The 10,262-nt window shown below is 73.8% G+C and carries 12 protein-coding genes; 9 read left to right on the forward strand and 3 right to left on the reverse strand.

Annotated elements, in window-relative coordinates; genetic code table 11:
- Together H596_RS24450 and H596_RS0118205 are read left to right on the forward strand one after the other, a co-directional pair.
- A partial coding sequence (locus H596_RS24450; RefSeq protein ID WP_027286084.1) for a hypothetical protein occupies positions 1-210 on the forward strand: 210 nt, incomplete at its 5' end.
- Positions 200-754: a hypothetical protein gene (locus H596_RS0118205; protein ID WP_027286085.1), complete on the forward strand. Its 555-nt coding sequence runs from the start codon at positions 200-202 to the stop codon at positions 752-754. The genes H596_RS24450 and H596_RS0118205, both read left to right, overlap by 11 nt.
- 6 nt (positions 755-760) lie before the next feature.
- Here H596_RS0118205 and H596_RS23150 read toward each other — a convergent pair whose 3' ends face one another.
- A complete protein-coding gene (locus tag H596_RS23150) occupies positions 761-1,918 on the reverse strand; it encodes an acetate and sugar kinases/Hsc70/actin family protein (protein ID WP_051213396.1) in 1,158 nt (385 codons plus the stop codon).
- Positions 1,919-2,334: 416 nt separating this feature from the next.
- Between H596_RS23150 and H596_RS0118215 the strand changes: the two genes are divergently transcribed.
- Together H596_RS0118215 and H596_RS0118220 are read left to right on the forward strand one after the other, a co-directional pair.
- On the forward strand, positions 2,335-3,816 hold the full coding sequence (locus H596_RS0118215; protein WP_027286086.1) for a site-specific DNA-methyltransferase: 1,482 nt from the start codon (positions 2,335-2,337) through the stop codon (positions 3,814-3,816).
- Positions 3,806-5,074, forward strand: a complete 1,269-nt coding sequence (locus tag H596_RS0118220; protein ID WP_027286087.1) for a site-specific DNA-methyltransferase — start codon at positions 3,806-3,808, stop codon at positions 5,072-5,074. Before H596_RS0118215 ends, H596_RS0118220 begins: the two co-directional genes overlap by 11 nt.
- Before the next feature lie 19 nt (positions 5,075-5,093).
- Here the strand turns inward: H596_RS0118220 and H596_RS24755 are convergent, their stop codons facing one another.
- Together H596_RS24755 and H596_RS0118230 are read right to left on the reverse strand one after the other, a co-directional pair.
- Entirely contained in the window at positions 5,094-5,882 is a 789-nt protein-coding gene (locus H596_RS24755) for a DUF3489 domain-containing protein (protein ID WP_027286088.1), read from the reverse strand.
- 100 nt (positions 5,883-5,982) lie between these two features.
- Positions 5,983-6,219, reverse strand: coding sequence for a hypothetical protein (locus H596_RS0118230; protein ID WP_084602999.1), 237 nt, complete (start codon positions 6,217-6,219; stop codon positions 5,983-5,985).
- A 128-nt stretch (positions 6,220-6,347) separates the two neighbouring features.
- On the opposite strand from H596_RS0118230, the gene H596_RS24760 reads away from it, so the two are divergent.
- The 5 genes from H596_RS24760 to H596_RS0118255 all read left to right on the forward strand — a co-directional run bounded on the left by H596_RS24760 (position 6,348) and on the right by H596_RS0118255 (position 10,091).
- Entirely contained in the window at positions 6,348-6,923 is a 576-nt protein-coding gene (locus tag H596_RS24760) for a hypothetical protein (protein WP_027286090.1), read from the forward strand.
- Positions 6,923-8,881 carry a phage terminase large subunit family protein gene (locus tag H596_RS0118240; protein WP_027286091.1) on the forward strand — a complete coding sequence of 653 codons (1,959 nt, stop codon included), beginning with the start codon at positions 6,923-6,925 and terminating at the stop codon, positions 8,879-8,881. Before H596_RS24760 ends, H596_RS0118240 begins: the two co-directional genes overlap by 1 nt.
- A gap of 14 nt (positions 8,882-8,895) precedes the next feature.
- A complete protein-coding gene (locus H596_RS0118245) occupies positions 8,896-9,249 on the forward strand; it encodes a hypothetical protein (RefSeq protein ID WP_027286092.1) in 354 nt (117 codons plus the stop codon).
- Between the two features lie 231 nt (positions 9,250-9,480).
- The gene (locus H596_RS0118250; RefSeq protein WP_027286093.1) at positions 9,481-9,855 is read left to right on the forward strand and encodes a hypothetical protein; all 375 of its coding nucleotides are present in this window, start codon (positions 9,481-9,483) and stop codon (positions 9,853-9,855) included.
- The gene (locus H596_RS0118255) at positions 9,855-10,091 is read left to right on the forward strand and encodes a phage head-tail joining protein (RefSeq protein ID WP_027286094.1); all 237 of its coding nucleotides are present in this window, start codon (positions 9,855-9,857) and stop codon (positions 10,089-10,091) included. Before H596_RS0118250 ends, H596_RS0118255 begins: the two co-directional genes overlap by 1 nt.
- Positions 10,092-10,262: the final 171 nt, after the last annotated feature.

Consider the following 10,262-nt stretch of genomic DNA (forward strand, 5'->3'; position numbering starts at 1 on the left):
CCGCGCCCGCCCCGGTCGTGTCTGGACCTGGCACGCAGCCCGGCCTCCGCGCTGGAGATCGACGCCCTGCGCGCCGCCGCCTGGCACCGGCACGGCGTCGCCGCCCTGGCCGTGGAGGACATCGCCGATCCCTGGCTCCGCCAGGCGGTCATCAATGAAGCAAACCGGCGCTGGGGGCGCCGTCACAGAGGGGGCCAGCATGGCCGGTAAGCGCAAGCCGAAGCGCGCCACTGCGGAGCACGAAGACCTGTCGAAGCCTTCGACGTGGCGGCTGCAGCACGGCGGCTTCTCCGAGCCGGTCCGCGAGGCGGACCCCGAGACAGGCACGCCGGTGCAGCACCGGCGGGCGGTGGACACGCTCGGCCTGATGCTCGCCAACGGCAGCATCACGCCGGAGATGCACGAGGCGGGCGAGATCTTCCGCGGCCTGTTCCGCAGCGCCGCCTTCGACGGGATGGCGACGTCGCAGGTCCTGCGCATCCCGGGCAGGCGCGTCGACATGATCTCGCCGCTGCAGGTCGAATCGCGCCGGCGGGTCGCGGCGGCGCTCGACGCGCTCGGCGGGCACGACAGCCCCGGCGGCTCCTGCGCGTGGTTCGTCATCGGCCTGGAGGTCTCGGTCCGCGAGTGGGCGATGCGCCAGGGCTGGGCGGGACGGACGGTGCACGGCCCCGTCGGGCAGGGCATCCTGGTCGCGGCCCTCGGCACGCTGGCGATGCACTTCGGGCTGACGCCGCGGTCGCGGGCGGCGTGACCTCGCCTAGCGTGACGACCGATCCCTCCCGAGGATCGAGCCGGGCGAGATCAGGCTGGGGGCGACGCCCGGCGCACTCATGCGCAGGCTCAGCCCCTGCCTGAGATAGGGCTCGAGGGCCTCGCCGATCGGCACGCGCACGTAGTCGGCCTCGAACCTCGTCGGGCTGACGATGTAGTGGCCGTCCTGCACGTGCGGCCGAAGCACCGTGCCGGCCGCCTTGCCGCGGCTGATGACGTAGTGCAGGTCGGCGTTCGACGGGGCCGGTGCCGCCGGCGTAGCCGAGGTGGCGCCCCTCGGCCTCGGCGCCTTGACCACGGTGGCAGGCCGACTCGGCGCCGGCCTCGGGGGTGGCGGTGCGATTGCCGCCCTCGTTCCACGCAAGCGGTCCGTGGCCGACCGCATCCGGGCGTAGGCGTCGCGGAGCCAGGCAGCGCGCCCTCGCACGGGATCCGCGGGATCGAGATCGTCTGGCGACTTCTCGCCGAGGTAGACCGCCACCTGGCTCCCGCCACTCCGCGACGGGTGGGCGAGCGCGCCGAGCAACTGGTGCTCCTTGATGACGCCGAGTTTGACGCAGTGCAGGAGCGCGTCGAAGGGCGTCTTGCCCAGCGCGACGTACAGCGCCTCCGGGCTCAAGCCCCGCAGCGACCCGACGAAGTCCGCCTCGAACCGCTCCCGGAGGGCGCCCACCCTGAGGACTTCCTCGAAGCTGCCGCTGAACATCTTGCCGCCCTTGAAGGCCGCATGCGGGACGACGGACGTCGAGTGCAGCAGACCTGCCGCCGCGCCCCAGAGGTCCGCCTCGTCGTCGACTCCCAGGATGGCGGCGAAGCCGAAGTGCCGGAGCATGCGCAAGAGGTTCGGCCGCATCGCGTCGCCGCCGAACGCGGCGACGGACTTCACCGCCTCCAGGATCGCGGCCTCGCTCGCCCCGAGGCGCAGCAGGCGCTGGGCCTCGGCGTAGGCCAGCTCCAGCTGGTTCATGCCGGGTGTGATGCCCACGATCACCAGGCGAGCCTGCGGATTCACGTGCTCGAAGGGGATGTAGAAGATCTCGTAGGGTGGCTGGCTCGCGAGCAGCGTGTCGGGGCGGCGCACCGCGGCGGCACCGCAGTCTCGGAGGATGGGCGAGAAGCGGCCGAAGTGGGTGGTAGGAGCCATCGGATGCGGAGCGGAGCTTTCTTATTTGGCATCAGAATGAGCAAGAGGGCGAGAAGCGGTCAATGCGAGCCACCTCGTCGGGCTGTTGGCTGCAGGGGGCGCAGGGGCCGTGGCGGAGCGGCAGGGCGGGCCGTGCCCGATCGCTCTGTTACAATTCGCCCCGTGGCGGCGCGCAAATCGATGGGGCTAGGTTGAGGCTACGTCGAGATCGTGTAGCTCGACGCGGCGGTGGCGAACGAGCCACAGCGTCGCTCGATCGAGACAGTGGCTCGCGAGCCGCAGGGTCCTTCCTGGGCCCGCTGTATGCGGGAAGCGGAAGCGCGCGAGGTTCCTAGCGTCAGCCCCGTTTTCCAGGTTGCCAGCGTCGCCCGGTTGCCAGCCGCGGCGCCCCCCGTTCCACCCTCACGCAGGTCCCGATGCCCCAGGCCCCATGGTCTGCGAGCGCCGTCGAGGCGCGAGCGGTCGCCTCCCTGCTGCCCTATGCCGGCAATGCACGGACGCATTCGCCCGAGCAGGTGGCGCAGATCGCGGCCAGCATCCTCGAGTTCGGCTTCGTCGCCCCGGTGCTGGTCGACGAGCGCGGCGAGATCATCGCCGGCCACGGCCGGCTGCTGGCCGCGCAATCCCTCGGCCTCGCCACGGTCCCCACCATCGTGCGCGCGGGGCTGACCGAGGCGCAGAAGGCGGCGCTGCGGCTCGCCGACAACCGCATCGCGCTGAATGCCGGCTGGGACGAGGCGCTGCTCGCGGCCGAGGTCGCGAAGCTGCAGGAGATGGGCGGCATCGACCTGGCGCTCACCGGCTTCGACGGCGCGGAGATCGAGCGGCTGCTCGCGGGGCTGGAGCCGGTGGCAACCGATCCTGGCAACGCAGCGGTTGCCAGCCCGGCGGTTGCCAACGGGGGCGAGCCGGCTCCTGGCAACCAGCCCAACGCAGATCGCGCCGAGCCGGCCGAGGACCCGGCCGACGCCGAACCGGACCCGCTGCGCCAGGCCGTCACCCGCCCGGGCGACCTCTGGCGGCTTGGCGAGCACCGGCTGCTCTGCGGCGACAGCGCCGAGGCGGCCTCGGTCGCCCGCGTGATGGGTGAGGATCGCGCGGCGCTGCTCTTCACCAGCCCGCCCTACGCGAACCAGCGGGCCTACACCACCGGCGGCGTGTCGGACTGGGACGCCCTGATGCAGGGGGTCTTCCGGCATCTCGGCGCCGTTCTGCGGCCGGACGGCCAGGTGCTGGTGAACCTCGGTCTGATCCACCGCGACGGCGAATGGCAGCCCTATTGGCAGTCCTGGCTGGAGTGGATGCGCGCCCAGGGTTGGCGGCGCTTCGCCCTCTACGCCTGGGACCAGGGGCCCGGCCTGCCGGGGGACTGGAACGGCCGCCTCGCGCCGGCCTTCGAGCTGGTCTTCCACTTCAACCGCGAGGCGCGGCAGGCGAACAAGATCGTCCCCTGCAAATGGGCCGGCACGCCCAACAAGGGCAGCGGGCTCCGCGCGGCCGACGGCGAGGTGAAGGCCTACACCCACATCGGCCTGCCGGTGCAGGAGATGCGCATCCCGGATGCCGTGCTGCGCAACACCCGCCACAAGGGGCGGGGGATCGAGACCGAGCATCCGGCAGTGTTCCCCGTCGCCCTGCCGGAGTTCCTGATGCGCGCCTACACGGACGAGGGCGAGGCGGTGTTCGAGCCCTTCGCCGGCTCGGGCACGACGATCCTCGCCGGGCAGCGGACCGGCCGGCGGGTGCGGGCCATCGAGCTCGCCCCGGCCTATGTGGACCTCGCGATCGCCCGCTGGCGCATGCTGCACCCCGACCTGCCAGTGACGCTGGCCGAGGACGGGCGGGACTACGACGCGGTCGCCGCGGCGCGCGCGGGGGCGATGGCCGATGCTGCCTGATCTCCGCGTCGAGATGCTGCCGGTGGCTTCGCTCGTCCCCTATGCCGGCAACGCCCGGCAGCACCCGCCTGAGCAGGTGGCGCAGCTCGCCGCCGCGATCGGCGAGTTCGGCTTTACCGTGCCGGTGCTGGTGGACGATGCGGGCGTGCTGATCGCCGGCCATGGCCGCGTGCTCGCCGCGAAGGCGCTCGGCCTCGAGGACGTCCCTGCGATCCGCCTGTCGCATCTGACCGAGGCGCAGGCGCGGGCCTATCGCCTCGCCGACAACCAGCTGGCGCTGACCTCGACCTGGGACGAGAGCCTGCTCGCCGCCGAGCTGCGCGCCCTGCGCACCGACGAGTTCGACCTCGGCCTGATCGGCTTCGACGGCGCCACGCTCGACCGGCTGCTGTCCGAGGCGGAGCCCGACGCGCCGGCGGCGCCCGCCGGCGATCCCGACGTCCCGGCGCCCGAGCCGCCGGCCGAACCGGTCACCCGGCCCGGCGACCTCTGGCTCCTCGGCCCGCACCGGCTGCTCTGCGGCGACAGCACCAGGGCCAGCGATGTCGCGCGGCTGCTCGGCGGCGCGCGGCCGCACCTGATGGTCACGGATCCTCCCTACGGGGTGAACTACGACCCTGAGTGGCGGAACGAGGCCGGCGTCTCGGCGACGATGCGCACCGGCCGGGTGGCCAACGACGACCGCGCCGACTGGCGCGAGGCCTGGGCGCTGTTCCCGGGCGACGTCGCCTACGTCTGGCACGCCGGCGTGCACGCGCGCACCGTGATCGAGAGCCTGGAGGCGGCGGGCTTCGCGGTGCGCAGCCAGATCGTCTGGGCGAAGCCGCGCTTCGTGCTCGGCCGAGGTGACTACCACTGGCAGCACGAGCCGTGCCTCTACGCCGTGCGCAAGGGGGCGACGGGCCACTGGCAGGGCGCACGCGACCAGGCGACGCTCTGGCCGATCGGCACCGGCGGCGACGAGGACGCGGCGACGGTGCACGGCACCCAGAAGCCGGTCGAGTGTATGCGCCGGCCGATCGTCAACAACAGCGCGCCCGGGGACGGGGTCTACGAGCCATTCTCTGGCAGCGGCAGCACCATCATCGCGGCGGAGACCACCGGACGCGTCTGCTTCGCGATGGAGATCGACCCGCGCTATGTCGATGTCGCGGTGCGGCGCTGGCAGGCATTCACTGGCCGTGCGGCCGTGCTGGGCGGGGAGGATCGGGTCTTCGACGACATCGCCGCCGCCCGCGGCATGCAGACGGCGGCGTGATCCGAGTATCTGGCGCGCGTCAGCCCGGCAGGTGGTAGATCGTGAAGGAGCCCTTCGCGCCCTCCTTGTTCGGGCCGACCTGGCGGACCCGTTCCAGCACCTGGACCTCGATCCCCTGGCGCTTCTTGAGGCCCGCGAAGAACCCGCGGACCGTGTGCTGCTGCCAGCCGGTGGCGTCGCAGATCTGTGCGATGGTGGCGCCCTCCTTGCGGCGGAGCATCGCCAGCACCGTCTCCTGCTTCGTGCCCTCACGCGGCTTGCGCGGCGCGCCGGGCTTGCGGGCGGCGCGGGGCGGCTTGCCGGCCAGGGCGGCGCGGAGGGCGACCATCGGCCCGTCGAGGGCGGTGATCACGTCCGTCTCGCGGTTCGCCTCGTCATCCCAGGCCGCCAGCACCGCCGCGGCGGCGTCGCGCAGGCTCGCGCGCGGGGCGGGCGTGGGCGCGGCCTGGGGCGCCTCGGGCTCACCCGCGGGGGCATCCTCCTCCGCGGCGTCCTCCGCGCCCGTGGGCGCCGGGTCGGCCACCGGCGCGGCGGCCTGCGCGTCGTCCTCCTTCGGGTCGATGCCGATGGCGCGAAGCCCCACGTCGGTGATGCGTGCCACGATCCAGGTCCCGTCCTCATCCTGCCGCCAGCCGAGCCCGACATGCTCCCGCGGGGCGTTGATCTCGGTGAGCAGGTTGTTCTTGATCAGGCTGCGGAACACCGCGTTGCGGGCGGCGGCCGGCAGGGTCTTCGGCGCGCGGGCGAGGCCCATCTCGTGCTGCGCGGCGGCGCTCAGGATCACGCGCTGGGTGTCGGTCAGCTTCATCGTCGGGTCTCCGGTTCCGGGAGCCGACCCTCTCGGCCCCCTACTGCCGGGAGCCCCGCCGGGCTCGGCCCGGTCGGGGCGGTGCGGGAGGCGCGCCGCGTCAGCGGGCGTATTCGCCGCGGCGGAAGTGCTGATCGGCGATGTCCTTCAGCTTCGCGGTGGCGTCCGTGAGCCAGGCCGTCTCGCCCCAGAGCACCGCCTCCGGGTCCGCCCCGAAGTGGTCGTCGCTGGCCTGCTGCAGTTCGGCGAGCAGGGCGTCGAACTCGGCCTTCTTGGCGAGGAAGGCCGCGAGGCTCCTCTCCTGGTTGCGGGCGGCGCGGGCTGCGCGGTCGGTCATCGTGGTCTCCGTCCTCCGGTGCAGGGCGATCCCCTGGGCGTGACGGACCATTCGCGCTGCGGCGGGGGCTGAGCCAAGCGCCATCGGCGCTTCGTTGATTGCTTTCTTCGAGGGATCTCGATCACATCATGATCGCCGCCGCGCAGCCGGGCCGCGTGGCCTCGCAACGCGAGCTGGCGCGCCGCGTCGGCATCTCCCACACGGCGCTGCAAAAGGCGCAGCGGTCGGGGCGCATCGCGCCCGAGCCGGACGGCGCCTGGGACGTCGCCAAGGTCCGCGCCCGGCTGGCCGAGAGCAGCGACCCGACGCGTAAGACGGCGGCTTTCGCCGCGCCGCTGCCTCCGCGTCCCGCAGCGCCGGCTGCCGCGCCGCTGACACCGCCTGCCGCGGCCGATCCTCTGCCGCGCGCCGCCCAAAACACCTTCCACGACGCCCGCACAGCGAACGAGGTGCTGAAGGCGCAGGAGCGCCGGCTCAGGCTCGACGAGCGCAAGGGCAGGCTGGTCGACAAGGCCCGCGCCCTGCTGCTGGTGCACCGCCTCGCCAAGGAGGAGCGCGACGCCATCTTGGCCTGGCCCGCCCGCGTCGCCGCCGAGATGGCCGCCGAGCTCGGCGTCGACGCGCACCGGCTGCAGACGATGATGGACACGCGCCTGCGCGAGCATCTTGCGGCCCGGCACGATGTCCGGGTGAGCGTCGGCTGATGGCAGGCGAGTACCTCCTCGACGAGCTCGGCCGCTTCGACGGCGACGCAGAGATCCTGCAGGCCTGGCGCGACGGCATGGCGCCGGAGCCGGCGCTGCTGGTCTCGGAATGGGCCGACCGGCATCGTGTGCTCGGCAGCCGCGGCTCCGCCGAGCCGGGGCCGTGGCGCACCGCGCGCACGCCCTACCTGCGCGAGATCATGGACGCGCTGTCGCCGGCGCACCCGGCGCGGCGCGTGGTGTTCATGAAGGGCGCCCAGGTCGGCGGCACCGAGTGCGGCAACAACTGGATCGGCTACGTCATCCACCACGCCCCCGGGCCGATGTTGGCAGTGCAGCCCACCACGGAGCTGGCGAAACGCTTCTCGGATCAGCGCATCGATCCCCTGGTCGAGGAGACGCCGGCGATCCGCGAGCGGGTGGCGCCGGCGCGGTCGCGGGATTCCGGCAACCGCCAGCTCTCCAAGGAGTTCCCCGGCGGGCAGCTGGTGATGACCGGCGCCAACAGCGCCGTCGGGCTCCGCTCGATGTCGGCGCGGTTCCTGTTCCTCGACGAGATCGACGCCTATCCCGGCGACGTCGAGGGCGAAGGGGATCCGATCGCGCTGGCCGAGGCCCGGGCGCGGACCTTTGGTTGGCGCCGAAAGATGCTGCTGGTCTCGACACCGACCATCGCCGGCGTGTCGCGGATCGAGCGCGAATACCTGGCGACCGACCAGCGGCGCTACTTCGTGCCGTGCCCGCACTGCGGGGCCATGCAGTGGCTGCGCTTCGAGCGGCTGGTGTGGGACGAGGGAGCGCCCGACACCGCGCGCTATCTCTGCGAGGCCTGCGACGCGCCGATCGGCGAGCAGCACAAGGCGCAGATGCTGGCGGCCGGCGAGTGGCGAGCCACCGCCGAGCCCGCCGACCCGCACGCGATCGGCTTCCACATCTCGGCGCTCTACTCGCCGCCGGGCTGGATGCCGTGGTCCGAGGTCGCCCGGCTCTGGCTCGCCGCGCAGGGCGACGACCGCGCGATCAAGACCTTCCGCAACACCGTGCTCGGCAAGACCTGGCAGGAGGCCGGCGAGGCGCCGGACTGGCGGCGGCTCTACGACCGCCGGGAGCACTGGCCGGTGGGGAGCGTCCCCGCCGGCGGGCTGCTGCTGACGGCGGGCGTCGATGTGCAGCGCGACCGGCTCGAGGCGTCGGTCTGGGCCTGGGGCCAGGACCGCCAGTCCTGGCTCATCGAGCATCGCGTGCTGGCGGGGAACCCGTTCGAGGCGGCGGTGTGGGAGGAGCTGCGCCGGCTGCTCGGCGAGACCTGGCGGCACGCCTCCGGCCACCGCCTGCCCATCGCCATGGCGGCGATCGACAGCGGCGACGGCATGACCACCGCGGAGGTCTACGCTTTCGTACGCAGGGTCGGCGCCGGCCGCGCCATCGCCGTGAAGGGCCAGGACGGGCTGCGCGCCGCGGTCGGCCAGCCGGCGGCGACCGAGGTCAAGCGCCAGGGGCGCAAGCTCGGCGGGCTCAAGGTCTGGCCGGTGGGCTCCTCCTTCCTCAAGGCGGAGACCTATGGCTGGCTGAAGCTCGACAGGCCGACCGAGGAGAGCGGCGAGCCGTTCCCTGCCGGCTATGTCCATCTGCCCGCGCACGCTGCCGGCGAGGAGTTCTGCCGCCAGCTCACCGCCGAGCAGCTGGTGTCGCGGGCGGGGCGCAACGGCTTCCGCCGCCTCGAGTGGGTCAAGACCCGCGAACGCAACGAGGCGCTCGACTGCCGGGTCTACGCGCGGGCTGCGGCCGCCGCGCTCGGCATGGACGGCTGGGGCGAGGGCCGCTGGGCGCGGATGGCCGACGCGCTGTCGCTGCCGGCGCAGGAACCGCCGGCGCCGGCTTCGCCGGCTGACGCGGTGCCCGCCCTGACCACACGCCCTCGCGCCTGGCTCGCCCCGCGCGGCGGCTGGCTGCGCTGACCCTGGAGACCCTCATGACCGCCATCGTCCCGGTGCGCACCAGCATCGCCGCCGGCCAGGCGCTGAGCGCACCCGTCGCCAGCGTCGGCTACGGCGTCTGCCTGCTGCTGCTGCCGGCCGCTTGGACGGACGCCCCGCTCACCGTCCAGGGCTCGCTCGACGAGGGCGAGCCCGCCGCCTGGGCGGACCTGCACGACCACCTCGGCAACGAGGTGGTGCTGACCGTCGCCGCCGGCCGCGCGCTCACCCTGCCGCCGACCCTGCTGCTCGGCTGGCGCTGGTTGCGGCTGCGCTCCGGCCTCGCCGCCGCGCCGGTGAGCCAGGCGGCGGAGCGGCTGCTGACCCTCGGCATCCGGCCTCTGGCATGACCGCGCTGTTCCAGCACCACCTGCCGCCCGCCCCGGCGATGCTGCCCTACGTCTCGGGGCGCTTCTACGCCTCGCAGCACGCGCGCGCCGCCGGCGGCGCGGTGGCGATGACGGCGAACCGACTCTATTGCGTGCCCTACGTGCTCGCCCGGCCCGGGCTGTTCGCGGCCATGGCGGTGAGCGTGACCACCGGCGCCGCCGGAGTCCTGCGCATGGCGCTCGCCGCCGACAATGGCGCCGGCCGGCCGGGGGGCCGTCGTCGAGGAGCCACTGGCGGACGCCGACACCGCGGCTGCCGGCAGCGCGATCTGCCCCTTCGCGCAGCCGCGCTGGATCTCGGCCGGGGTCTGGTGGCTGCTGCTGTGCTTCTCGGGCACGCCCTCGGTGCGCGGCACCAGCACCCAGGCCTTCAGCGGCGGCAACACGCTGCTGCTCGGCTCGGCCGCGGCCGATGGCGGCGCCGGTGGCGGCACGACGGGGAGCGAGAACGGGTTCTTCGCGGCGCTGACGCACCAGGCCGGTGTGCCGATCATGCCGAGCCCGCCGAGCGGCCTGTCCTATCTCGTCAACGCGGCGGCGCCGCTGCCGACGCTGCGGGCCGCCTGATGGATCCCGCTGTCCTGGCCTGGGCGCTGGCGCAGCCGGCCGGCAGCCGTGCCGCCGCCCTCGCCGCGGCCTACACTGGGGGCACCACGCGCGTCAGCTTCGAGGGGCGGACGGTGGAGTATCGCAGCCTCGACGAACTCGGGCGGGCGCTCGCGGTGCTGCATGGCGCCGAGAACAGCGCGGCGCGCCGGCCCTCGGTGACGCTGGCCAGCTTCGCGCGTGGGGGTGGCGCGTGATCGATCGTTTGACGCGCCGTGTCCGCGACGCCTGGGCGGCGCTGCGCGGCTATGCGGCGGCGCAGGACCACCGCGCCTCCGCCTGGGCGCCCTCCGGCGGCAGCGCCAATGCCGAGGTCGGCATGGCCGCCGCCACGGTGGCGCGCCGTGCCCGCGACGCCGTGCGCAACG

It is taken from the genome of Rubritepida flocculans DSM 14296, assembly GCF_000425365.1.
Lineage (GTDB): Bacteria > Pseudomonadota > Alphaproteobacteria > Acetobacterales > Acetobacteraceae > Roseococcus > Roseococcus flocculans.

Bases quoted from the DNA above. Each gene is read 5' to 3' on its own strand.
- H596_RS0118205 (WP_027286085.1), top strand. From the start codon at position 200: ATGGCCGGTAAGCGCAAGCCGAAGCGCGCCACTGCGGAGCACGAAGAC.
- H596_RS23150 (WP_051213396.1), bottom strand. From the start codon at position 1,918: ATGGCTCCTACCACCCACTTCGGCCGCTTCTCGCCCATCCTCCGAGAC.
- H596_RS0118215 (WP_027286086.1), top strand. From the start codon at position 2,335: ATGCCCCAGGCCCCATGGTCTGCGAGCGCCGTCGAGGCGCGAGCGGTC.
- H596_RS0118220 (WP_027286087.1), top strand. From the start codon at position 3,806: ATGCTGCCTGATCTCCGCGTCGAGATGCTGCCGGTGGCTTCGCTCGTC.
- H596_RS24755 (WP_027286088.1), bottom strand. From the start codon at position 5,882: ATGAAGCTGACCGACACCCAGCGCGTGATCCTGAGCGCCGCCGCGCAG.
- H596_RS0118230 (WP_084602999.1), bottom strand. From the start codon at position 6,219: ATGACCGACCGCGCAGCCCGCGCCGCCCGCAACCAGGAGAGGAGCCTC.
- H596_RS24760 (WP_027286090.1), top strand. From the start codon at position 6,348: ATGATCGCCGCCGCGCAGCCGGGCCGCGTGGCCTCGCAACGCGAGCTG.
- H596_RS0118240 (WP_027286091.1), top strand. From the start codon at position 6,923: ATGGCAGGCGAGTACCTCCTCGACGAGCTCGGCCGCTTCGACGGCGAC.
- H596_RS0118245 (WP_027286092.1), top strand. From the start codon at position 8,896: ATGACCGCCATCGTCCCGGTGCGCACCAGCATCGCCGCCGGCCAGGCG.
- H596_RS0118250 (WP_027286093.1), top strand. From the start codon at position 9,481: ATGGCGCCGGCCGGCCGGGGGGCCGTCGTCGAGGAGCCACTGGCGGAC.
- H596_RS0118255 (WP_027286094.1), top strand. From the start codon at position 9,855: ATGGATCCCGCTGTCCTGGCCTGGGCGCTGGCGCAGCCGGCCGGCAGC.